This window comes from Georgenia sp. SUBG003, assembly GCF_000715355.2.
Classification (GTDB): Bacteria; Actinomycetota; Actinomycetes; order Actinomycetales; family Actinomycetaceae; genus Georgenia.
In genome coordinates, this window is sequence record NZ_CP180204.1 from 2,058,922 (window position 1) to 2,080,475 (window position 21,554).

A 21,554-nucleotide genomic window follows, 5' to 3' on the forward strand; every position below is an offset into this window, starting at 1 on the left:
GCGCCCGCGCTCACCGCAGCGACGGGCGCCGCCACTCCTCGTCCGGCCCGGGCACCGGGACCTCACGCTCCTCGGTGCGCGGGCCGGGCTCGGCGTCGGCCGGGACGCGAACCATGCCCTCCTGGGCGACGGTCGCCACGTGGGCGCCGGCCGTGTCGAAGATCTTGGCGATGCCGAGCCCGCGCCCGCCCTGGGCGGAGGGGGACTCCTGCACGTAGAGCAGCCACTGGCCGACGTCCAGGGGCCGGTGCCACCACATCCCGTGGTCGAGGCTCGCCACGCTCAGGCCCTCCGTCCGCCAGCTCAGCCCGTGGCGGCGCAGCACCGGCTCCAGGAGCACCTGGTCGCACGCGTACGCCAGCAGCGCCCGGTGCTGGAGCTGGGTGAGTCCGGCGGGCAGCGGCGAGCGAGCCCTCATCCACAGCATCTGCGAGTCGGTGGGCCGCGCCGCCCCACGCAGGTAGACGTCCTGCTCCACGTGACGGATGTCGAAGGCGGCGGTGGAGGACATGAACTTTGCGACCGGGTGGTCGACCTCGCTGAAGAGCGTCAGCGCGCTGCGCAGGCTCTCGGGGTCGGCAGCCGGCGGAGCCGTCGCGGCGTGCTCCCGCCCGGGCTGGTCCTCCTGGTAGGAGCTGATCAGCGAGAGGATCGGCTTGCCCTGCTGCAGGGCGTGCGTGCGCCGGGTGCTGAAGGAGCGTCCGTCGTGGAGGCGCTCGACCGCGAAGGTGATCGGGAGCTCGACCTTTCCCGGCCGCAGGAAGTACCCGTGCACGGAGTGGAGCTGGCGCGGGCCGTCGCCGTCCTCGGGCAGCGTCGCGGCGGCGGCCAGCACCGACTGCGCGAGCACCTGGCCGCCGTAGATCCGCCCGGTCAGCTGGGGCACGGACGTGCCGGTGAACTCGTCCGGACCGAGGCGCGTCAGACGCAGGGTGCGCAGGACCGTCGCCAGGGGCTCGACGTCCGTCTCCGGGACGTCGAGGACGGCGGCGGCGTCGGGTGCTACGGGCAGCTCGGGCATGACGCTCCTGGTGTCGGGTACGGCGGGCGGTTCAGACGAGACTGCGGCGCCCGGGCTCGGGAGTGTTGACCATCGCGTGCGCGGCCCGCTCGAGGTAGTCCCACAGCACGGCCTCCAGCTGAGGGGCGAGACCGAGCTCGTCGACGCCCACCCGCATGTGGGCCAGCCAGCGGTCCCGGGCGGCCGGGGTCACCTCGAACGGCATGTGCCGACGGCGCAGCATCGGGTGCCCGCGCCGTTGGGAGTAGGTGGTGGGGCCGCCCCAGTACTGCTCGAGGAACATCGTCAGGCGCTCCTCGGCGCCCTGCCAGTCGTCGCTGGGGTACATCGGGGCGAGCAGCTCGTCCTCGCGGACCCCCTCGTAGAACCGGCGCACCAGCCGGGCGAAGGTGGCGTGCCCGCCCATGGCCTCGAACACCTCGGACATGTCGGCGGGGGTGGGTCGCTGCGCTGTCACCCGCACATCATCGCTCACAGCCCGAGGTCGGCGAGAACCGGCAGCCCCTCCCGCACCCGGGCCCGGGCGTCGGCCGCCGACTCGGCGTCGACGGCGACCCGCGCCAGGCGCCGGCAGGTGCCCAGGTCGGTGTCGGCCAGGACGGCGGCGACGTCCGCCAGCGCCCGTGGAGTCATCGACAACGACGAGACCCCCAGGCCGACCAGGACGACGGCGAGGGCCGGGTCCGAGGCCGCCTCGCCGCACACGCCGACCGGCCGGGACTGTTGCGCGCCCCCCCTGGCACGTCGCCTCGACGAGGCGCAGCACGGCGGGCTGCCACGGGTCGGACAGCTCGGCGAGAGAGCCGAGCAGCCGGTCGGCGGCCATGGCGTACTGGGTGAGGTCGTTCGTGCCGATGGAGGCGAACGAGGCGCGCGCGAGGATCGGCCCGGCGAGCAGCGCCGCGCTCGGCACCTCGACCATGACGCCCGCGGTGCCGAGCCCGTGGCGCTCGCACGCGGCGACGAAGTCCTCCGCCTCGGCGACGGTGGCGACCATCGGGGCCATCACCCACACGTCCGCCTCGGCCGCCCCGGCGGCACGGGAGATCGCGGCGAGCTGGTTCTCCAGGACCTCCGGGGCCTTGCGAGCCGTGCGCAGACCCCGGACACCCAGCGCGGGGTTGGCCTCCTCGGCGTCGGTGACGAACGGCAGCGGCTTGTCCGCCCCGGCGTCGAGGGTGCGGACCACGACCTTCCTGCCGGGGAACTGCTCGAGCACCCGCCGGTACTGCTCCGCCTGCTCGTCGACCCCGGGCTCCTCGGTGCGGTCGAGGAAGCAGAACTCGGTCCGGAACAGACCGACCCCCTCGGCGCCGGCCTCCGCCGCGGCCCGCGCCCCGTCGGGGTCCCCGACGTTGGCGAGCAGCGCCACCTCGTGCCCGTCCGCGGTGCGGCCGTGGCCGTCGAAGGTGCGCGTGACCCGGCGCTGCTCCTCGGCACGGCGCACGCGCTCCGGGTCCGGCGAGACCTCGACGGTGCCGGCTCCGCCGTCGACCAGGACGACCGCGTCCTCCTTCAGGGAGTCGACGCGCCGGTGACGCCGACCACCGCAGGGATGCCCAGGGACCGGGCCAGGATCGCGGTGTGCGAGGTGGGGCCGCCCTCGGCGGTGACGATGGCGCGCACGAGGGCCGGGTCGAGCAGGGCCGTGTCCGCGGGCGCGAGGTCGGTCGCGACGAGGACGAACGGCTCGGAACGCTGCGGGACGCCGGGCACCGGCTGCCCGGTGAGCTCGGCGATGATCCGGTTGCGCACGTCGGCGACGTCCTTGGCGCGCTCGGCCATGTAGCCGCCGAGCGCGCTGAGCTGCTCGGCGACCCTGCCCGCCGCCTGCCACACCGCCCGCGGCGCCGGCAGGTGCTCGGTGCGGACGAGGGCGGCCGCTCCCTTGACGAGGGTGGGGTCGGACGCCATCTGCGCCGTCGTCTCGAGAAGCTCGCGGCGCTCTCCCTCGACGGTCGCCGCGGACTCCTGGAGCGTTCTGGCCACGGCCTCGGCGGCGGCGGAGATCCGCCCGGCCCTCGGCCTCGGCCTCCGGCTCGGGCACGGGGGGGCCGCTCGGCGGGCTCGCCGGCCGGCGGCCGCACCTGGGCGACCGGCCCGGCCGCCAGGCCGGGATGGCCTCGGGCCTCGGGCCGACGGCGGACGGCGGACGGGCGACGGCGGACGAGCATCCGCACGGTGCCCGCGACTCAGGCTCGCACCAGCAGCGGCGGGCGCCGCTGTCACAGCCCGCGCGCCGGCTGGGCGTTGCCCTCGAACGCCGCCCGCAGCTCGGCGACGTCGAACTTCCCCCGGGTCGCCAGCATCGCCTGGGTGACGCGCCGGACCTTCTCCGGGTCGGGATCCTTGTACATCTCGTACCACTCGGTCGGCACCACCTGCCAGGACAGGCCGTAGCGGTCCTTCAGCCACCCGCACGGTCCGGGCTCACCGCCCTCGACGAGGCGGTCCCAGAAGTGGTCGATCTCGTCCTGCCCCTCGCAGTTGACGACGAAGGAGACCGCCTCCGTGAACGGGAACTGCGGGCCGCCGTTGATGCCGGTGAACCACTGGCCCTGCAGCTTGAAGTCGACCGTCATCACGGTGCCCTCGGGCCCCGGTGTGTCTGGCCCGTAGCGGGTGATCGTGCCGATCTTGCTGTCACCCCCGAAGACGTCGACGTAGAACCGCGCAGCCTCCTCGGCCTCCGTGTCGAACCAGAGGTTCGGCTGTATCCGCTGCATGTCGGCCTCCCGGGTCTGCGCCGTCGCTCCGGTCCCAGCGTAGGAGCGTCACCTGCCCCGCGAGGGACGAACGTTATCGACGACGGCGCTGCGTGCCACCGAGCCGACACCATTCCGCCGATCCTGCGCCGCGCTGCCCTACGTTTGGCGCCATGGCACTGACAGTCCACGCGATCACCTTCGACGCCGACGACGCCGGCGCGCTCGCCCGGTTCTGGGGTGCCGCCCTCGACCGCCCGGTCCAGGACGGCGCCTCCGCCGAGTTCGCGGCGGTGGGCGGAGAGGGACCGGCCTACCTCTTCTTCGCCGTCCCCGAGGGCAAGACCGCCAAGAACCGCATGCACCTCGACCTCGAGGCCGGTGACCGGGAGGCCGAGGTGGAGCGTCTCGTCTCCCTCGGCGCCAGCAGGCTGGGAGAGCACGAGCAGGGCGTCCGCTGGACGGTGATGGCGGACCTGGAGGGCAACGAGTTCTGCGTCGTCCAGGCGCGCTGACGCGGCGCGGCGGCGGGCGGGCGTGTTTGCCGCGACGCCCCGCCCTCAGCGCTCTGCCCCGGGAACCATCCAGCTGGTGCCGCGCGCCCGCAGCCCCGTCGTGACGGCCCGGGCCGCCATGAACCCACCCCCGAAGGCGAGCCACAGCCACGCGAGGCCGGCTGCGCCGTCGGGAGCGAACTGCCGGACCGCCCACGCCAGGGGCAGGTACACGACGAGGGTGAGGACCCCCGCCCACGCGAGGTAGCGGCCGTCGCCCGCGCCGATGAGGACCCCGTCCAGGACGTAGACCCACCCCCGCGACCGGCAGGCACGCGCCGGAGACGGCGAGGCCGACGGCGGCTGCGACACGGACGCCGTCGTCCCCGGTGAAGAGCGGCGCGAGCCACCAGCCGCCGGCCGCGAAGACGACGCCGATCACGGCTCCGGCCGCGGTGCCCCACTGCAGGTTGCGGCGCATGAGGGCGCGGACGTACCCGACGTCGCCGGCACCGAGCGCCTGCCCGACCAGGGCCTGCGCGGCGATGGCGAGGGCGTCCAGGGCGAAGGCCGCCAGGCCCCACATCGCGTTGACCACCTGATGGCCGGCGAGGCTCACGGCGCCGAGCGAGGTGGCGACGGCGACGGTCGCGAGGATCGCCCCGCGCAGCGTGAGCGTCCGGACCAGGAGCGGGGTGCCCGCCCGGGCCGCGGACCAGATGCCGGCGCCGCGGGGGCGGAGGTCGACGCCGATGCCGCGCGCACGGCGCACGACGACGAGCACCAGGGCCAGGCCCATGCCGGTCTGGGCGAGGGCGGTCCCGAGCCCGGAGCCGGCGACCCCCATGCCGGCCCCGTAGATGAAGAGCGCGTTCAGGGCGATGTTGGACAGCGCTCCCGCCACGGCGACGACGAACGGCGTGCGGGTGTCGAGCAGTCCACGGAGCGTCCCGGTGGCGGCGAGCACGAGGAGCATCCCGGGCAGGCCCGGTGCGGACCAGCGCAGGTAGGCGACGGCGTGGGGGACGACGGCCTCCGGGGCCCCCATCGCGGCGACGAGGTGCGGCGCCGCGAGAAGGGTGGCGGCGGTGGTGAGCGCGCCGAGGACCAGGGCGAGCCACATGCCGTCGACCCCCGCGGCGACACCGCCGGCCCGGTCCCCCGCCCCGACGCGCCGGGCGGTCGCGGCGGTGGTGGCGTAGGCGAGGAAGACGAAGATCCCGACCGCGGTCATCAGGAGCGTGGACGAGAGGGACAGGCCGGCCAGCTCGGCGGTGCCGAGGTGGCCGACCATGGCGGAGTCGATGAGGACGAAGAGCGGCTCGGCGACCAGCGCACCCAGTGCGGGGATCGCCAGCGCCAGGATCTGCCGGTCCAGCGCACGTCCATGCGGACGGCGACCCTCAGGTTCTCCTCGAGGGTCGTGGCGCGCGCCCGGAGTGTCGTCCACCAATCTCGTTTCCTCTTCTTCTCCACAGTGTGTGCACGGGGCTGGGGACGCGGATCGGCCAGTTCTGGCGAATCGCAACCGTGTTACCCACAGAGTTGTCCCCAGGCTGTGCACATCGATGGGGATGGGGTCCACAGACCGTCCACAGGATAGGTGGCCTGCGTGCACAGGCGGGATTCGGTGTGGACGGCCGGGGCCACCTAGTCTCGCGAGGGCGCAGGATGGCGCCCGTCCGCCCTCGCGTGGGTGGTGGGCGGTAGACCTGTGCCGAGCGCACTGAACGGGGAGGAGATCGGGTGACGATCGCGGAGGAACGCACGGCGACCGACGGCCGGGAGGGCTTCGACCGGACGCCTCCGCAGGACGTCGCCGCCGAGCAAAGCGTGCTGGGAGGCATGCTGCTGTCCAAGGACGCGATCGCCGACGTCGTCGAGGAGCTGCGCGGCAACGACTTCTACCGGCCCGCCCACGAGTTCGTCTACGAGGCGATCCTCGACCTGTACGGCCGCGGCGAGCCCGCCGACGCGGTCACGGTGGCCGCGGAGCTGACCAAGCGCGGCGAGATCGCCCGGGTCGGCGGGGCGCCGTACCTGCACACCCTCATCTCCTCCGTACCGACCGCCGCGAACGCGGGCTACTACGCCCGCATCGTGCGGGAGCAGGCGGTGCTGCGCCGGCTGGTCGAGGCCGGCACCCGGATCGTCCAGCTCGGCTACGCCACGGACGGCGGCGACGTCGAGGACCTCGTCAACAACGCCCAGGCCGAGGTCTACGCCGTCAGCGAGCGGCGCACCAGCGAGGACTTCGTGCCGCTGCGCGAGACGATCAACCCGACGATGGAGGAGATCGAGGCCGCCGCCGACCGCGGCGAGGGCATGATCGGCGTGCCCACCGGCTTCGCCGACCTCGACGCGCTGACCAACGGCCTGCACGGCGGGCAGATGATCATCATCGCGGCGCGTCCGGCCATCGGTAAGTCGACGATCGCACTGGACATCTGCCGGTCGGCGTCCATCAAGCACGGCCAGACCTCGGTCATCTTCTCCCTCGAGATGGGTCGCACCGAGATCACCATGCGTCTGCTCTCCGCCGAGGCGCAGGTGCCGCTGCAGAACATGCGCAAGGGCACCATGCGCGAGGAGGACTGGACCCGCATGGCCACCGCCATGAGCCGGGTGTCCGAGGCGCCGATGTTCATCGACGACAGCCCGAACATGTCGCTGATGGAGATCCGGGCGAAGTGCCGCAGGCTCAAGCAGAAGCACAACCTCCGCCTTGTCGTCGTCGACTACCTGCAGCTGATGAGTTCCGGCAAGCGCGTGGAGTCCCGTCAGCAGGAGGTCTCGGAGTTCTCGCGTGCGCTCAAGCTCCTCGCGAAGGAACTCGAGGTGCCCGTCATCGCCGTCGCGCAGCTGAACCGTGGTCCTGAGCAGCGCACCGACAAGAAGCCGATGATGAGCGACCTTCGCGAGTCTGGCTCGCTGGAGCAGGACGCCGACGTCGTCATGCTGCTGCACCGCGAGGACGCCTACGAGAAGGAGTCGCCGCGAGCGGGCGAGGCCGACATCATCGTCGCCAAGCACCGAAACGGCCCGACAGACACCATCGTCGTCGCCTTCCAGGGCCACTACTCGCGCTTCGTGGACATGGCGCGTTAGTTGTTGTAGGGCGTCAGTAGAGGCGTATCAACGGTCAGTGTGCATTATCAGTCCGGGATCAGTCGTATCAGCGGTGAGGACTGGACCGACGCCAACGGGCCTCTGACCGGATGGCGTCTCCGATAGTCGCTCACCGGTGAACTCCAGCGCCAGCAGCAGCTCCCTCGCCGCCGCGTTCGCCTCCAGGTCCACCACCTCGTACTCCACGCCCTCCCGCTTCACGCCCGCTCCGTCAGCCGGCACGCCTGACACCCACCCAGGCCGTACACGACCACCTTCGCCCCATGACTCACTTCCCTGCAGAGACGTTTTTCCTGCCGTTCCTGGCAGCAGTTCGGTTTGAGCCGCGACGGGGCACCAGAGGTCAAGGTGGGGAACCGGCGGGACAAGATAAGAATCCGGGACGAAACAAGCGACGAAGGAGCGCGTCACAAAATCTTCCGCAGGCCCGCAGGCCCGCAGGCCCGCAGGCCCGCAGGCCCGCAGGCCCGCAGGCCCGCAGGCCCGCAGGTTCGCGAGTTCGCAGGTTCGCAGGTTCGCAGGTTCGCAGGTTCGCAGGTTCGCAGGCCCGGCAGGCTGCTCAGCCGCGACCCGAACGGAGAACTCCTCGGGCAGTCCACCGCCGGCGCAGCGACCGGACACGTCTTCTCCACGATCCACGGCGACCTCGGTGCGGTTCTGGGCGAATCGACGGGCCAGCTCAAGTCCTCCACCGTGGACTCGGCCTTCGGGCAACCAACGCAGTACGGCACTGGTTCGACACCGCTGGGCTTCCAGTCCATGTACACCGACCCCGCCTCCGGCCTCGTGGACATGGGCTTCCGCCAGTACGACCTCACCACCGGCCGGTTCACGGCACGCGACAACGTCGTCGGCAACCTCTCCGACCCGATAACCCTTAACCGGTACACCTACGCCAACGCCGACCCGCTCAACGTCTTCGACCCCGACGGCCACTGAGGAATCGACCTCGGAAGCGCCTTGAGATGGGCCGAAGACACCGTCGTCAAAGCCGTCGCAGCAGTCGACAAAGCTGCAGCATCATCCGACAACCCCCGGCGATCACCAACTCAGGAACGTCGTCAGAGAGCATGTCGATTCGGCCGTCACCGCTGTCACCCCGTGCCGTGTCCTCTCCCGCAGGACAGCTCGTCACCGGGGCCATCCAAAGCACATTCCGAGAAGCAGCCAACGTCGCTCGAGGAGTTGCCGACGGTGCCGTACGCGCATGGAACGCGGTGGGAGGCGGGCACGGAGTACTTGACATCGTCTGCATGGTGCCCGTGGTGGGCGAAGCTGCCGACGTAGTCAAGGTTCTGGTACCCGGCCGAAGGCGACTACCTAAACGCGTCGTTCTCGATGGCCGCGGCAATTCCAGTCGTTGGCTCCGCTGCCATCGGGGCTAAGTACGCGTACAGAGCCGCAACTGCAGCGGTGAACGCCAGTCGACAAGTCGGAGTACCCGCAATTGCGCGAAGGGCCGGAACTGGAACCGTTGCGCACGGAGGATCAGCGAACCCGGTTCGCCTTCCCTCCGCACGTGCGGAAGGTCCGCGTGGTCCGGTGCGCTCAGATCCGGGGTCTGTGTCGGGTAGCCCTGTCTCTGCGAAACCTCCCAGCGGCCCCGGCCTTGCAGCGCGACGTTGCTAGCAGTGGCGACATGCTGGCCAAGGACCCCGACTTGCACGCGGAGGTTACCGCCGTGAACCAAGCCCGCAACGCTAGTCTGAACCCGCAAGGTATTGTGGCTTCGCGCCCAATCTGTGACTTCGCGCCCAATCTGTGACTCTTGTCGTGACTTCCTTGAGCGCTCCGGCGCTACGATAACCAGCCCAACTGCCTGGTGGTTCGAGGATTAGGGTTCAGCGTGCTTGCCTACGATGGGGGACAAGATTTGCAGCCGGCTTAGCTTGCTCGGCCGTGCGGAAAAAGACGGCATTTGCAGTCGCCTGCGCCCAACGACTGTGGCCGCTTCTGGAGCGGTGCGCAGAGAAGTCAGCGCACGGCGAACTGGATAAATTGGCCTCTGCGCTTGAAGCGACATGGCTTGCAGTTGCCGGAGAGCATGCTGATCTTGCCAGCGTTCCCGCACTCGCCGACGAAGTTATGCCCGACGAGGATGATGTCGGCTGGACGCGCGAAGCTGGATATGCGCAGAATGCAATTTCCAGCATCGGTTATGCGGCATCCACCTGGCTAACCGGCGACCCGCAAGAAGCGACATGGGCCGCCCTGCAACTATACGAGGCGGCAGATTACGCGTCTCAGCAGTTGCAACAAGATATTGAGCTCAATAGCGGAGAGGCGGAAACCGCCTTGCGTGAGCATCCAGTGGTTCAGGAGGCCCTCGAGAGCATCGCCCTTGATCTCCGCGCTGTCGAATCCGGACTCGATTGGCAGCAGCTTCGGGCCAGTGCTCAACGGTTCGGCGATGCGTGGTCTAAGCGGTTGCCCTGAGCAGCGCACAGTACGACAGTACGGGCGCTGTTCTCCCGCGCGGAAGTCGTCACGAGGGCGATGGAGAACGCGTCCGTTGTTGATCGCATCCGCGGGTCCGCACGCTCTGCCCGTGTACGCTCACGACCCTCCAGATCGGACAGGGCGCACGGTTAACGCGGCGCAGGTCGGCCAGCATGGTGGCTAACACCGTCAGGGCGGCGCCGTGCAGGCGGTCGGGAGGTCGGCATGTCAAGGCCCGGAACCCGCACCGCCAACTCCAACTCACGCGTACGAACAGGTTCATCGTCCGAACAAGGCGTAGTGATGGCGTCCGCTACACGAAGGCGGCGCTAGCGGTTCGGACGAGTGTCCTGCACGCCCCCGACGACCGAGGACCAGATCGACAGTGACGTCATAGGCATGGGCTGGCTGTGGCGCACGGACGCTATGCCGTCTGCAGTCGCTCATCCACCGATCCGTGCACCCAGGTTCGGACGACGGTGCTGAACAGGGCGACGTCCTCGATGTTCCACGCGTGGTGCATCCCGGGCGCGATCCGGCACTCGGCATGTGGGACCGCCTGGCGCAGCGAGGGGAACGATCGACGTACGGCCGCGGACTCCCTCCCGCCCGCGATGGCGAGCAGGCGACCACGGTAGGCGGCCAGACCGTCGGGCGCCCCGCCGTCGTACACCTCGCGCATCAGCCGCACGGCGTTCTCCTTTGCGACCGACATGCCGTGGTCGACGAAGAGGTCGCGATCCTCGGCGGGCAGACCGAACGCCCGGGACTGTGCCTGCCAGAACCAGCGCCGGTCCCACCACCGCAGCTGGAGATCGCTCAGCCACCTTGTCGGCCCGTGGATCCCGTCCAGCGGGACGCCGGTGATCAGCGCCGACTCCACCACCGCGGGGTGCCGCGCGAGCAGCCGGGTCGTCACCACGCCGCCGAGGGAGAGACCGACGACGTGCGCCCGCCCGCCCCGGGCACGCTCGGCGATGAGGTCGGCGACGTCGTCCGCCGTCGCCGCGAGGGACTCCCACTGCTCGTGGGCGCGGCTGCCGAAACCCGGCAGGTGCGGGGTGAGCAGGTGGTGGTCCGCGAGGTCGTGGACCTGGGGGTCCCACATCCAGTTCGCCACGTTACCGCCGTGGAGCAGGACGATCGTGGTGTCCGCGTGCACCCCGGTCGAGGGGTGCTCCACGGGGGTAGGTAGGCGTCGCGGTCTCGGTCACGGCAGGTTCCTTTCGACGGTGTCGAGCCAGGCGAGCTCGGCGCGCGCGTGCGCGAGACCGTTCTCGAGGGTGGCGTTGCGGAGGTAGGCGGAACGGTCGGTCGCAGCGCCCGGCGCGCGCTGCATGGCGGTGAGCGCGGCGAGCAGCTGCTCGGTGTGGGCCCGCCGCTGGGCCAGGAGGTCGAGCACCTCATCCCGACCGAGCTCGCCGGCGAAGAACGCCCGGGCGAGGAAGGGGTCGCGCTCGGCCGGCACGGACAGGGGCGAGGCCAGCCACTCGTGGAGCGCTGCCCGGCCAGCTTCGGTGATGTGGTGCTCCTGCCGGTCCGGTCGGGTCTCCTGGTGCACCACCTCGACGGTGGCGTAGCCGTCCTTCACGAGCGAGGCGAGGGCGCGGTACACCTGCGCCTTGTCCGCCGCCCAGAAGTGCCGGACGGTCGAATCGAGGTGTCGCTTGATGTCGTACCCGGTCATCGGGGCTAGGGCGAGGAGGCCCAGGATCAGGCGGCTGAGGACCATGGGGATAGTAGACCACACACCTAGATGACATGTCTCCTATCCGGGTGTGCTGGGGTGAGCGTCGCGCGATGAAGAACGCCGACCCGGATGACGTCTCCGACAGCTGCTCGTGGGTACCGGCCCGTTCCACGGCCGGCAACCGCATGGAGCGCCCGCCCCGCACCACCACGGCAGGGAAGAAATCAAGTTTGCCTCACGCGATTCATGCTCGGGGCCCGCTACCGTCACAGCCAGCCACCCTCGGACGGGAGCCGTCGCCCATGCGTCAAACCACCGCGGTCCTCCTCGCCGCGACGCTCCTCGCTGTCACCGCGAGCTGCGCGCGAAACACCAACCCCGACGAACCCACCGTCCACGACGCCACCGCCGCGTGCGTCGATCACCTGCGGCGAGCCACCGGCCAGGACGCCACCGTGGAGGCCACTAGTGGCAGGGGTGACCACGCCTGGACAGTCACCGGCCAAGCAGGCGACCGCACCTTCACCTGTGAGGTGACCTATACGCTCAGCGGCGGTGGGGTACGCACGGACCTGTACTACGAGACCGACCCGCCCCTCGACGAGCCCGCCGACACAGCGCAGCGCGAAGAGGACGACAAGCGCCAGCACATCGGAGATGTCGACGGCGCCTCCGTCTACGCCGCGCAGGGCACCCCAGACCAGCCCCGATGCATCGTCATCGTCCTCGACAGGCCCGGGGTGAACGACACCTCCGAGGCGGCCAGCTGCACCACCGACGAGGACTTCGCCCAGCGGGGCGTCACCGTCCGCCTCGACCCCGGCGACGGCGGCAGGGTGACCGCGACGCTCCTGCCCGACGGCTTCACCGGGCAGCTCGAGGACGGGTTTGCGATCATCGGCCCGAACCTTGCCGCTCCCAGCGATGCAGGTTGACCCGCTTGTGGACGACCCGCGTCCGCGCCTCGACGACCCTGCCGCCGGATCTGGGCTCCACCGCGCCTGACCGGCTCTCCCGGCACCTGCCCGTATCGGTTTCTGGCGATCCGCGTCCGGCGAGCGTGCCCCGGCTGCGGCGTGCCCCGGGCTGCGGCGTGGAACCGAGCGACGAGGGCGCGACGAGCAGCGGGCAACTCACGTACCGTCACCTCCATCGGTGCGTGTGCAACGCATGCGCTCATGTGTGGCTCGCCTTCACCGCAGTGCGGACTGCCGCGGCAGTGGGGTGAACGAAACCGGGTTGAGGAGCGACATGCTGACAACCGGCCAGATGGTCAGGACCACCGTCCTCGGCATCGCGATCACGCAGGGTCTGTTCTGGACCGAGTACGGGCTCCTCAGCACGGTCCCGATCTGGCTCCTCGTCGTCAACCTCGTGGCCGCCGCCCTCGTCGCGTGGCTGTACATGCGCGCCGCCCGGCGAAAGAACGCCGCCGAGGATCTGATGGAGCCCCACCGGCCCCAAGTTGACGGCGATCAGCGCTGACCACACCGCGCCGTCCCGCCGTGTGCCTGACGCGGCGCTATGAGACTGGGCTAGTTCCCCGTGTTGACCACGCAGAAGAGGTTGCCGTCGGGATCCGCCAGGACCACGAAGTCCGCGCCCTCGGGATAGTCCCACTCGACCCGGGTGGCACCGAGCGAGACGAGACGTTCCACCTCGGCACGCTGCTCCTCCTCGTCGGCTGCCCAGAGGTCGAGGTGGGTGCGGTCCGTCGCGTCCAGGTGGAGCCTCGGCCCGGCGGCCTCGGTCGGCAGCAGGAAGTCGGGATTGGCTCCGCGCCGGTACCTCAGCGCCTGGCTCCAGAACGTGGCAGCTCTGGCTGTGTCGGACACGTTCAGGACAATCGCTCCGATGCGGACCATCGTCCAAACGTACGGTCGAACACCCCCCGACGCCTAGGGGCAGGCAGGAATAGTGGGCGGGACGGGGTTCGGGTAAGGGATCAGCCTTGCTCCTGACCAGGCATGGGAGAACGGGCTGAGGACCCTGAACGGATCGCCGTCGGCCTTGCGCACGACCCTGGGACGACGGCGTGAGGCTGTCGGTAGCGACGAGCGGGACCTCGCCCAGCGCACGGGCCTGACCCGCCGGTCGCGCCGCCGCCCGGAACGACGCGTCCTCCCGGCTGACGTGCCGGGGTGGGGGAGGGCGCCCCTGGTCCCCGCTGTCCTGGCCTCCGAGGGCGTGACCCCGACGCTGCACGACCGACGGGTTCGTCAGGACGCGACGGCCATGACGCGGAGCGGCGTCCAGGCGAGGAGAGCACGGTCCGCGCGGAGTAGCGAAAGGCTTTCAGGGCCGCCGCAGCCGATACCACCGCGGCGCCGTCGTCGTCAGAGGCCAGCCGAGCCCGCTCGTGTCCGCAGCGTCGACGGACACCACCTCCCATCCCGGGAACGCGGCCTCCACCTCCTCCTGCGTCACGCCGCCGACGACGGAGCACATCCGCGTGGCTCCGAGAGCGAGCATCAGCAGCGTCGCGCCCGGGTTCGCGAGCTCGGAGACACCGCGCCCCTCGCCCAGCCGCTGCTCGGGCGAGAGCCCCTGGAAGCAGCCGACGTCGAGGAAGAAGTTGAAACTCCCGAGCCCGGCCGCCTCGAGGGACGTCACGTCGCCGACCACGAAGCAGGCACCGGGGACGCCTTTGCGGCTCGCGGCCTCTACGGCCCGCGGTACGCAGTCGACTCCCACGACCTCCCAGCCCCTCGCCGCGAGTGCAGGGGCGTACTGCCCACGGCCGCACCCGGGGTCGAGCGCCCGGCCGGGCGACCGTCCGTGAATCGACGCCTCCCGGTCCAGCAGCGCCGCGAACTCGGACCGCGTCACACGCCCGTGGTGCTCCCACGGCGTGAGCCCGAGGCGGTACGCGAGGGCGTACCCGATCCGGGTCCGGTCGCGCCCCCTCACCGGTCCGCCTCTGGACGCTCCGGCGCCAGCTCTCGCCGCAGGAACTGAGCCAGTCGCTCGAGTGCGGGTCCCGACGCCGCACACCGCGTGGGGAACGCGAAGTTGCCATGGGGCTGTCGGTGAAGTGCGCGTGCTCGGCCCGCACGCCCGCCGCCCGCGCCTCCGCGTCCGCGCGGATCTCGTGAGCGCCGCGCTCACGAGCCATGAGCGTGACGACGGCGGTCAGCGTCGCCCCGGCGCTCTCCCCGACGACGGCGAGCCGCCCTGCGTCCCCGCCGATCGTCTCGGCGTGGTCGGCCGTCCACGCCACGAAGGCGTAGCAGTCCTCGCCCGCTGCGGGTGCCGGGCCCTCGGGCGCCAGCCGGTAGCCGGGTGACAGCACGACCGCACCGAGCCGTGCGGCGAGGCGGCTGGAGAGCCAAGTCGTCATGACCTTGTCGCCGAAGACGAAGCCGCCGCCGGGAAGCACGACGACGAGCGGCAGCCGTGAGTCGGAATGCCGGCCGCGCGGTCGGTACATCCGGGCCGGGATGTCGCCGCCCGGCCCTGGCATGGTCAGGTCCGAGATGGCGACCGACGGGTCGGGTGCGCCGTTGAGAACATCAATGATCCAGCGGGGCCGGCATGGCGGCGTAGCACCCGGCGTTTGGCGTCCGGCATGGACGCATACGGTCCCACGGCCTTCTGCACGGCGGCGCCGAGGATCCGGACCCGCCAGGGCAGTGCCATCGCCGGGACCTCCTCCCGTCGGCGCCGTCGCCCACCGCCGTCGTGACAGCGGCCGGCGCACGGCACCGGTGAACGGCGTCGGGGGGTCACAGCGACGAGCCGATGCACGCGCCGGGCCGCCGCCGTCCTCGTGCCCGTCCGGCACGTCGCAGCGCCTGGGCCGGCGCTGGCTCCCCGCGTCCGGACGCACCGCCACGGGCCGCTCAGGCCTCCAGCCGGGCGGTGCGCAGCTGGTGCATCAGGATCGCGAGGCGGGGCTCGACGCGGAGCAGCCGCACCTTCGACCAGGTGTGCAGCAGGGCGGTGAGCAGGTCGATCGTCTCCCACAGGAGCACGCGCTCGTGCCGCACCGGGGCGTGCGCCCGGTAGGCGTCGAGGAACTCGTCGCACAGCTCGTCGAGCAGCTTCAGCCTCGCCCGCAGGAGGTCCGGCCGGTAGCCCGCCTCGTGTGCCGACAACGCGGTGACCCCGATGTCCCGCAGCTTGCCCCGGAAGCGACCGAGGTCGAGACCGGGCTCCGCCATGGCGGCGCCGTCGAAGTCGATGAACCCGACCGCGCCATGGTCCAGGAGCACCTGCGCGGGGCGGAAGTCGTGGTGCGCGCTGACCGGCGGGTCCGCCGGCACGGCACGGTCCAGCGCCTCCAGCCGGGCGAGCATCGGCTCGGCCGCGCGGCACAGGCCGGGGACGCTGAGGGAGAGACGGTCCAGGACCTCGCGGGTCTCCGCGAGCTCGTCCCGCCAGGTGACGGTGCGGCGGTAGAGCGCGCCGCTGCGGTGCAGCGCAGCGAGGGCGACGGCGGTGCGCCCGAGCTCCGTACGCAGCTGGTCCAGGGTGTCCGGGTCACCGTGCTCGAAGGCCTCGCGGGCGAGCTCCTTCAGGGTCCTGTCCTCGGGCACCGGGCCCTGCAGGAGGACGCGTTGCCCGGGCAGGTACCCGAGCGGCTCGGCCAGCCGGACGACGTCGCCCGCGGCGAGCGGCGTGCTCCACAGAGCCGTCATCGCCTCGTGGGCGACGGACCCCTTGTCGCCCTGGTGCGTCTTGGCCACGACCGGGCAGGGCAGCTCTGGGGAGGGCGGGTCGTAGGCGACGTCGTAGACGATCGTGCACCGGCTGCCCGGCTTGTACCGGACGACGTGCGGGGTGCTCGACGCGACCCGCGCCTGCGGGTAGCCGCCCTCGCGAAGCATCCGCTCGATGAGCCTGGCGGACGCCTCCGGGTCCGCGAGCCCGGCGAGAGCGGGGAGGCCAGGGTCGGCCTCCTCCACGGCGAGGTGCAGACGCAGGTCCGGCAGGTACACCTCATACCCTGGCTGACCGAACGGGACGTCGGCGCCCGTGAGGGCCGGCTCCGGCGCGCCGGGCGGACGGAGGGTGCCGGCGAGCACGAGCTCGACCGGCTCACCGCCCGCCGCATCGTCCCTGGCGACCCAGGCGCGGCAGCGCGTCAGCCACTGGTCACCCTTCGCCCGGAGCCGGTCGGTGCGGCAGTCCACGAGCCGGAGGCGGCCGACGGCGAGCTCCGGTACGTGCCGCCTCAGCGACCGTTCCAGCGCGCCCGGCCGCATGGGGGCCGCGAGCCAGTCGGGCAGCACCGCGAAGGGCGCGAGCGCGGTGACGGCCGCGTCCGTGGTGGTGGTCATCGTGCACCTCCGGTGGTGTCGTGCTCGAGCAGCGCGAGTGCCTGCGCGACGCGCTCGTCCTTGAGCCGCCGGGCGGCGCGGAGGGCGTGCAGGCCCAGGTTGAGAGTGCGGTAAGCGTCCACGCGGGCGGTGAAGGAGCCGTGGTCCGGGGGCCGGTAGGTGGACAGGAACGCGCGCGCGCGGTCCCGGGCGGCGCGTGGGGCGAGGACGGGGCCGGCATGTCCGGGACCGCTCTCGCGCACCGGCGGGACCGGCACGCCGAGGAGGCGGCACGGCTCGACGGGCACCGGGAACGCCGCGCCGAGGCCGAGCTCCGTGCCGAGGAGGCCTGGGACGAGTGGCACCGCGAGGCGGCGGAGGTCGACGCGCTCTCCGAGAGCCTCGGGCAGGAGGCGAGTGAGGTCCACCGCCGGCTGGCCGCGACCGAGGATGAGCAGCGTCGGGTCGCCCGCGAGCTGCGTGACGCCCGGGTGGTCGCGCAGAAGCTCGGCGAGCAGGAGGCCGTGGCCCGCCGGGACGCCGAGACCGCTGCGGACGCCGAAGCATCGTCGGAACGGCAGCTCTCCGGTGCGCTGGAGAGACTGCGCCGCCAGGTGGCCCTGCCGGGGGTGGTGGCGGCCGCCGGCGGCGGTGACCTGGACCTGCCGGCGGACGGGCCGGTCACGCCGGACCTTGTCCGCGCGGCCGCCGACACGGTGCGGTCCGCCGTCGCCGGGACCGCGACCGCCGACCTCAACGCCCTGCTGCGCGCCCGGCAGAAGCTCGAGGCCGACCTGCAGGGCGGTTTCGACGTGGTGCCCACCGTCGCCGAGGACGTCCACCTCGTCGAGCTGGTCGACACCATCGGCCGACGTCCGGTGGCCGAGGCCGCAGCTGACCTGCGTGCCCGCGTCGAACGGGCACGGGAGGCCCTGACCAGCCGGGAGCACGAGGTGTTCACGAACTTCGTCATCGGCGGGGTGGGGGGAGGAGCTGCGCCGGCGACTGTCGCAGTCCGAGCAGCTCGTGGACGCGATGAACGAGAGCCTGCGCAGCATCAGCACCAGCCACGGCATCGGGGTGCGGCTGGCGTGGGTGCTGGACGCACCCGACGGCAGCCGGGTCCACCGCATCAAGGAGCTCGTCCGGACGGCGGCCGCCGTGCGGCCGGGCGAGCGCACCGAGGAGCTGATCGGACTCCTGCGGGAGCAGGTGGACGAGCAGTTCGCGCTCGACGAGACGGCGGGCTACGCGCAGCACCTCAAGAGTGCCCTCGACTACCGCGACTGGCACCACATGCGGGTGACCATCCTCGGGCCCGGGCCGAACGACCGGCGCGAGCTGCGGGGCCGGGCCAAGCTGTCCCAGGGAGAGACCCGCTTCGTCTCCTACGTGACGCTCTTCGCCGCGGCGGACGCGTACCTGTCCGGTCTCGGCGACACGGCGCTGCGCCTGGTGCTGCTCGACGACGCCTTCGCCAAGGTCGACGACCCGACCATCGGTGAGCTCATGGGCCTGCTCGTGCGCCTTGACCTCGACTTCTGCATGACGGCGCACAACCTGTGGGTCACCTACCCCCCAGGTCCCCGTGCGCCGATGAGTACGAGATCCTCCGAGCAGAGGGCACCCCCGCCGTCGCCGTCCACACGCACTGGGACGGCCGCTTCCGGCACCTGACGGTATGAGCTCCGCCGGTCCCGAGAACGCGCCGACGGTACTGAGCTCCGAGCTACGGGCGTATCTCGCCGACCCGACCCTCGACGCGATGTGGCACGCCGTGCGCGCGCGGCTTCGCAAGAACGGTCGTGCCGCTACGGGCACGTTGCACGTCAGGCTCGACGACGCCGGTGCCGAGCACCTCGCCGGGCTGCTGGGATCCCGGACCTCGCCGCGGCGCGGCGGGATCGACCTCGCGGAGCTCGACGCCGCGCTCCGGGACTCCGCCGCGCGGCGGGGTCTCGTGGACGTCCTTGCGGCTCTCGGCCTCCCGGTCGAGGACCGAAAGGCACAGCTCGCGGGTGAGGAGGCCGAGCGGGCCCGCCTCGCCGACCACCTCGGCGAGACGCTGGCCCGTCACGGACTCCAGGACGCACCGTGGGCCCCGGCGTGGCGGTCCTGGGTACGGCGCCGCGGGGCGCTGACCCGGGCCGGGGCATCAGCACGAACGGTCGTCGAGCATGCCGTGGCGGTGCTCGCGCGCCTCGCTCCCGGTGGCTACCTGCCGACGGCGGACGACGCCCTCGGGGGCGCACCGCCAGTGCTCGAGCTCGCCGAGCTGGCGAGCACGTGCTGCGGTGACGCCCACGCGCTCGACGACGGCAAGGTGGCCGGTGCGCTCGTCCTGCGGGCGTTAGCCCTCGCTGCCGGGGGAGGAGCGGCCCGCTACCGCGGCGGAGCGGCGGGCGCTCTGGCTGCGCGCGGGCGTGGCGCCGGACGACGTGTCGGGCACGGTGCTGGTGTGGGGGCTACGTCCCACCGGGACGGGGCCGTGGGCCCAGATGATGCGCGCCCGCGCCGACCTGGGCGTCGTCACGCACGTCACGATGCAGGAGTGGCGCACGGCGGCGGCGGCGGCCTGGACGGGCCGGGGCCAACGGGTGCACGTGTGCGAGAACCCCCAGGTCCTTCAGGCTGCGGCGCGCGCGGGGCGCCAGGTGCGCTGCTGTGCACCGCGGGCAACCCGGCAATGGTCGCCGTCCGGGTCTTCGACGCCCTGGTGGCCGCCGGTGCCGACGTGCGGTACCACGGGGACTTCGACGTCGCCGGCGTCGCGATGGCCGCGAGGCTCTTCACCCGTGGGGTACGCCCGTGGCGGTTCGGCGAGGAGGACTATCTCGCGGCGCTCGGCCCGATCGACGGACTGGTGCGGCTTCCGCTCACCGGCGTAGTGCCGGCCACCCCGTGGGATCCCCGGCTCGCGGAGGCGATGACCACGCACGGCGCCGCGATCCACGAAGAGGCGCAGCTCGGGCTCCTGCTCGCCGACCTGGGCGCCGCGGGAGCCTGAGCGGCGGTCAGGTGCTGCGCAGCACCGCCACGCCGGGACCCTGCACCGTGAGGGACGTGCCGTCGGGCGCGAGCGCGGTCTCGCCCCACGACAGCACCACGTCGGGCGACCCTGCGTCGCCCGTGGGCAGCGGCACGACGGTGGCGCCGTCAGCGAGGACGAGCACGACGTCGACCGCCCCGCGGTGCAGGACCAGCCAGGCCCCGTCGTCGGCGACGTCGACGGCGGGCCGCTCGCCGGCGGCGATGTCCGGCTCGGTGCGCCGGAGCCGGATGAGATCCCGGTAGAACTCCAGCACCCGCGCGTGCTCGGGCCTCTCCGGCTCCGTCCAGTCCAGCCGGGACGCCTCGACCGTCTCCGGCGCCTGCGGGTCCGGCACCTCGATCTCGTGGCCGTAGAGCTCGGCCCACCCGTGGGTGCCGAACTCCTTGGCGCGTCCCTCCTGCACCGCCCGGGCGAGCTCCGGCTCTGCGTGGTCGGTGAAGTACTGGAACGGCGTCGCGGCGCCCCACTCCTCTCCCATGAACAGCATGGGGGGTGCCCGGACCCAGCAGGACGGCGGCCGCGCTGACGGCCAGCCGGCCGGGGGAGAGAGCACGGCTCGGCCGGTCGCCGAGCGCGCGGTTGCCGACCTGGTCGTGGTCCTGGGAGAAGACCACAAAGCGCCGGCGGTCCACGTCGGGGGGCACCGGTGCACCCCACACCTTGCCGCGGAAGCTGGAGAACTCGCCGGCGTGGACGAAGACGTCGGTGAGCGCCTTCGCCAGCGTCTCCGGGCTCCCGAAGTCCGCGTAGTACCCCTGCCGCTCCCCGGTCACCAGCGCGTGCAGGGCGTGGTGGAGGTCGTCGTTCCACTGCGCCGTCATGCCGAGGCCGCCGGCCGCGGTGGCCGTGACCATCTTCGCGTCGTTGAGGTCGGACTCCGCCACCAGGGAGAGCGGACGCCCCACCTCGCCCTCGAGGTCGGCCACGGCGTCGCTGAGCTCGGCGAGCAGGTGGCGGGGCGAGTCGTCCACGAGCGCGTGGACCGCGTCGAGGCGGAGGGCGTCGATGTGGAAGTCCCGCAACCACCGCAGGGCGTTGTCGACGACGAACGTGCGCACCTCGGCGGCGTCGTCCCCGTCGAGGTTGACGGCCGCGCCCCACGGGGTGTGGTGCCGCTCGGTGAAGTACGGCCCGAAGGCGCCGAGATAGTTCCCCGAGGGGCCGAGATGGTTGTAGACCACGTCCAGGCAGACGGCGACGCCCCGGGCGTGCGCGGCGTCGACGAAACGCTGCAGCGCCGCGGGCCCGCCGTACGGGTCGTGGACCGCGTACAGCGCCACGCCGTCGTAGCCCCAGCCGCGCGTACCGGGGAACGCGGCCACGGGCATGAGCTCGACCATGTCGACGCCGAGAGCCACGAGGTGGTCGAGCCGGCCGACGGCGGCGTCGAGGGTGCCCTCCGGCGTGAACGTGCCGATGTGGAGCTCGTAGACGACCGCGCCGAGGACCGAGCGTCCGGCCCACGCGCCGTCGGACCACTGGTGCGCCCCGGCGTCGAACGTGCGGGACGGCCCGTGGACGCCGTACGGCTGCCACGGGCTGCGCGGGTCGGGCATCGCCGGTCCGCCCTCCAGGGAGAACGCGTAGTCGGTGCCCGCGGGGACCGGCGACGGCGACCGCCACCAGCCGCCCCCCTCGGCGACCATCGGCACCGGCGTGCCGCCGCCGGACGGGCCTGGGCCGTCGGCCGCCCCGGGAGAGCCGGTCCCGGGAGAGCCGGTCCCGGGCAGCACGAGGTCGACGCCGGACGCGGCGGGGTGCCC

General features: G+C 72.2%; 22 protein-coding genes and 4 pseudogenes. 9 read left to right on the forward strand and 17 right to left on the reverse strand.

The genetic code is table 11. From position 1 onward, the window contains the following. Positions 1–10 precede the first annotated feature (10 nt). The 6 genes and pseudogenes from DA06_RS10150 to DA06_RS10175 all read right to left on the reverse strand — a co-directional run bounded on the left by DA06_RS10150 (position 11) and on the right by DA06_RS10175 (position 3,747). Positions 11–1,021 carry an acyl-CoA thioesterase gene (locus DA06_RS10150; protein WP_418607601.1) on the reverse strand — a complete coding sequence of 337 codons (1,011 nt, stop codon included), beginning with the start codon at positions 1,019–1,021 and terminating at the stop codon, positions 11–13. A 31-nt stretch (positions 1,022–1,052) separates the two neighbouring features. Continuing rightward, the gene (locus DA06_RS10155; protein ID WP_043499656.1) at positions 1,053–1,448 is read right to left on the reverse strand and encodes a globin; all 396 of its coding nucleotides are present in this window, start codon (positions 1,446–1,448) and stop codon (positions 1,053–1,055) included. 44 nt (positions 1,449–1,492) lie between these two features. Next, positions 1,493–1,726: a putative PEP-binding protein gene (locus tag DA06_RS10160; protein WP_418607967.1), complete on the reverse strand. Its 234-nt coding sequence runs from the start codon at positions 1,724–1,726 to the stop codon at positions 1,493–1,495. 88 nt (positions 1,727–1,814) lie between these two features. Continuing rightward, positions 1,815–2,468: pseudogene (locus DA06_RS10165) on the reverse strand (putative PEP-binding protein); the annotation flags it as partial. 68 nt (positions 2,469–2,536) lie between these two features. Then, positions 2,537–3,250: a PEP-utilizing enzyme gene (locus DA06_RS10170; RefSeq protein ID WP_418607602.1), complete on the reverse strand. Its 714-nt coding sequence runs from the start codon at positions 3,248–3,250 to the stop codon at positions 2,537–2,539. Then, complete coding sequence (locus DA06_RS10175; RefSeq protein WP_043499662.1) at positions 3,247–3,747, reverse strand: VOC family protein; 501 nt, start codon at positions 3,745–3,747, stop codon at positions 3,247–3,249. Before DA06_RS10175 ends, DA06_RS10170 begins: the two co-directional genes overlap by 4 nt. A gap of 152 nt (positions 3,748–3,899) precedes the next feature. Here DA06_RS10175 and DA06_RS10180 point away from each other — a divergent pair, with 152 nt between their 5' ends. Further along, positions 3,900–4,241 (forward strand): VOC family protein, encoded by a 342-nt coding sequence (locus DA06_RS10180; RefSeq protein ID WP_043499664.1) that lies wholly within the window; start codon positions 3,900–3,902, stop codon positions 4,239–4,241. A 45-nt stretch (positions 4,242–4,286) separates the two neighbouring features. Here the strand turns inward: DA06_RS10180 and DA06_RS10185 are convergent. Next, positions 4,287–5,598 (reverse strand): annotated as a pseudogene (locus DA06_RS10185) (MATE family efflux transporter). A 368-nt stretch (positions 5,599–5,966) separates the two neighbouring features. Between DA06_RS10185 and dnaB the strand changes: the two are divergent. Continuing rightward, positions 5,967–7,328: a replicative DNA helicase gene (gene dnaB / locus DA06_RS10190; RefSeq protein ID WP_043499666.1), complete on the forward strand. Its 1,362-nt coding sequence runs from the start codon at positions 5,967–5,969 to the stop codon at positions 7,326–7,328. A 27-nt stretch (positions 7,329–7,355) separates the two neighbouring features. On the opposite strand, the gene DA06_RS10195 is transcribed toward dnaB, so the two are convergent. Further along, complete coding sequence (locus DA06_RS10195; RefSeq protein WP_043499667.1) at positions 7,356–7,550, reverse strand: hypothetical protein; 195 nt, start codon at positions 7,548–7,550, stop codon at positions 7,356–7,358. A 492-nt stretch (positions 7,551–8,042) separates the two neighbouring features. Between DA06_RS10195 and DA06_RS10200 the strand changes: the two genes are divergently transcribed. Together DA06_RS10200 and DA06_RS10205 are read left to right on the forward strand one after the other, a co-directional pair. Continuing rightward, positions 8,043–8,288, forward strand: coding sequence for an RHS repeat-associated core domain-containing protein (locus DA06_RS10200; RefSeq protein ID WP_043499668.1), 246 nt, complete (start codon positions 8,043–8,045; stop codon positions 8,286–8,288). Positions 8,289–9,248: 960 nt separating this feature from the next. Next, the gene (locus tag DA06_RS10205; RefSeq protein ID WP_418607604.1) at positions 9,249–9,785 is read left to right on the forward strand and encodes a DUF416 family protein; all 537 of its coding nucleotides are present in this window, start codon (positions 9,249–9,251) and stop codon (positions 9,783–9,785) included. 427 nt (positions 9,786–10,212) lie between these two features. On the opposite strand, the gene DA06_RS10210 is transcribed toward DA06_RS10205, so the two are convergent. Then, complete coding sequence (locus DA06_RS10210) at positions 10,213–10,971, reverse strand: alpha/beta fold hydrolase (protein ID WP_043499673.1); 759 nt, start codon at positions 10,969–10,971, stop codon at positions 10,213–10,215. Positions 10,972–10,998: 27 nt separating this feature from the next. Continuing rightward, complete coding sequence (locus DA06_RS10215; RefSeq protein WP_043499675.1) at positions 10,999–11,520, reverse strand: PadR family transcriptional regulator; 522 nt, start codon at positions 11,518–11,520, stop codon at positions 10,999–11,001. A 260-nt stretch (positions 11,521–11,780) separates the two neighbouring features. Here DA06_RS10215 and DA06_RS10220 point away from each other — a divergent pair, with 260 nt between their 5' ends. After that, positions 11,781–12,413, forward strand: a complete 633-nt coding sequence (locus tag DA06_RS10220) for a hypothetical protein (protein WP_043499677.1) — start codon at positions 11,781–11,783, stop codon at positions 12,411–12,413. Positions 12,414–12,729: 316 nt separating this feature from the next. Further along, the gene (locus tag DA06_RS10225; RefSeq protein ID WP_043499679.1) at positions 12,730–12,963 is read left to right on the forward strand and encodes a hypothetical protein; all 234 of its coding nucleotides are present in this window, start codon (positions 12,730–12,732) and stop codon (positions 12,961–12,963) included. 50 nt (positions 12,964–13,013) lie between these two features. Here the strand turns inward: DA06_RS10225 and DA06_RS10230 are convergent, their stop codons facing one another. The 5 genes and pseudogenes from DA06_RS10230 to DA06_RS10250 form a co-directional block, all read right to left on the reverse strand. Next, on the reverse strand, positions 13,014–13,343 hold the full coding sequence (locus tag DA06_RS10230) for a VOC family protein (protein ID WP_043499682.1): 330 nt from the start codon (positions 13,341–13,343) through the stop codon (positions 13,014–13,016). A 430-nt stretch (positions 13,344–13,773) separates the two neighbouring features. Continuing rightward, on the reverse strand, positions 13,774–14,388 hold the full coding sequence (locus DA06_RS10235; protein ID WP_418607606.1) for a methyltransferase domain-containing protein: 615 nt from the start codon (positions 14,386–14,388) through the stop codon (positions 13,774–13,776). A 229-nt stretch (positions 14,389–14,617) separates the two neighbouring features. Then, positions 14,618–14,941, reverse strand: a pseudogene (locus DA06_RS10240) (alpha/beta hydrolase); the annotation flags it as partial. 379 nt (positions 14,942–15,320) lie between these two features. After that, positions 15,321–16,760: a hypothetical protein gene (locus DA06_RS10245; RefSeq protein WP_043499684.1), complete on the reverse strand. Its 1,440-nt coding sequence runs from the start codon at positions 16,758–16,760 to the stop codon at positions 15,321–15,323. Continuing rightward, positions 16,757–17,797 carry a hypothetical protein gene (locus DA06_RS10250; protein WP_418607607.1) on the reverse strand — a complete coding sequence of 347 codons (1,041 nt, stop codon included), beginning with the start codon at positions 17,795–17,797 and terminating at the stop codon, positions 16,757–16,759. The genes DA06_RS10245 and DA06_RS10250 overlap by 4 nt, the downstream gene beginning before the upstream one ends. Between DA06_RS10250 and DA06_RS10255 the strand changes: the two genes are divergently transcribed. The 3 genes and pseudogenes from DA06_RS10255 to DA06_RS10265 all read left to right on the forward strand — a co-directional run bounded on the left by DA06_RS10255 (position 17,775) and on the right by DA06_RS10265 (position 19,746). Continuing rightward, positions 17,775–18,416 carry an SbcC/MukB-like Walker B domain-containing protein gene (locus DA06_RS10255; protein WP_418607609.1) on the forward strand — a complete coding sequence of 214 codons (642 nt, stop codon included), beginning with the start codon at positions 17,775–17,777 and terminating at the stop codon, positions 18,414–18,416. The genes DA06_RS10250 and DA06_RS10255 overlap by 23 nt on opposite strands. Positions 18,417–18,504: 88 nt before the next feature. After that, a pseudogene (locus DA06_RS10260) lies at positions 18,505–19,086 on the forward strand (TIGR02679 domain-containing protein); the annotation flags it as partial. Positions 19,087–19,344: 258 nt separating this feature from the next. After that, positions 19,345–19,746, forward strand: coding sequence for a DUF2399 domain-containing protein (locus DA06_RS10265; RefSeq protein WP_418607968.1), 402 nt, complete (start codon positions 19,345–19,347; stop codon positions 19,744–19,746). Positions 19,747–19,753: 7 nt separating this feature from the next. Here DA06_RS10265 and DA06_RS10270 read toward each other — a convergent pair whose 3' ends face one another. After that, entirely contained in the window at positions 19,754–19,993 is a 240-nt protein-coding gene (locus tag DA06_RS10270) for a hypothetical protein (protein WP_418607970.1), read from the reverse strand. Then, the gene (gene treZ, locus DA06_RS10275; RefSeq protein WP_418607611.1) at positions 19,896–21,524 is read right to left on the reverse strand and encodes a malto-oligosyltrehalose trehalohydrolase; all 1,629 of its coding nucleotides are present in this window, start codon (positions 21,522–21,524) and stop codon (positions 19,896–19,898) included. Before treZ ends, DA06_RS10270 begins: the two co-directional genes overlap by 98 nt. Between the last annotated feature and the right edge of the window lie 30 nt (positions 21,525–21,554).